The sequence below is a fragment of the Bacillus sp. LR--39 genome, assembly GCF_053613335.1.
The window spans coordinates 1-549 of record NZ_JBSIOT010001431.1; the positions used below are offsets into that span (position 1 = coordinate 1).

2 protein-coding genes are annotated in these 549 nt (G+C 41.2%); both read left to right on the top strand.

Going from position 1 to position 549, the window contains the following annotated elements; genetic code table 11:
- On the top strand, nt 1-333 hold a 333-nt coding region (locus ACWHAR_RS30955; RefSeq protein WP_452088916.1), incomplete at its 5' end, for a DUF881 domain-containing protein.
- A 17-nt stretch (nt 334-350) separates the two neighbouring features.
- A partial coding sequence (locus tag ACWHAR_RS30960) for a DUF1290 domain-containing protein (RefSeq protein ID WP_452088917.1) occupies nt 351-549 on the top strand: 199 nt, incomplete at its 3' end.

A 549-nucleotide genomic window follows, 5' to 3' on the forward strand; every position in this document is an offset into this window, starting at 1 on the left:
GATTTGCTGAAAAAGCTGATAAATGAACTCAACTCCTACGGTGCAGAGCATATCTCGATTAACGAGCGAAGAGTTGTGAATCATACAGTCATCAGAGATATAAACGGCACTACAAAAATAGACGGATACGCCCTTGACGATTATCCTTTAACAGTAAAAGTGCTTGCCAAAGATCCGGACATGTTACACAGCAGAGTGAAGGGGTCAGGCCTTGAGGATCTTTTTGCATCTGAAAATTTAGCATTAAAAGCCGGTAAATCTGAAAGCAAACTAACATTAAAAGCATATGACAGACCACTGGACGTACAACAGCTGAAACTGCTTAAAGACTGAAAAGGAGGAGAATTGTCATGTGGCTGCCCGTGTTGGGAGTGGTGCTCGGAATAGCGATTGGACTAATGACAAACTTAACGATACCGAGTGAATACTCAAACTATTTATCGCTTGCGGTGCTTGCCGCACTTGATACATTAATCGGCGGAATCAGGGCGCATTTACAAGGTACATATGATGAAATGGTATTTGTTTCCGGTTTCTTTTTTAATATTA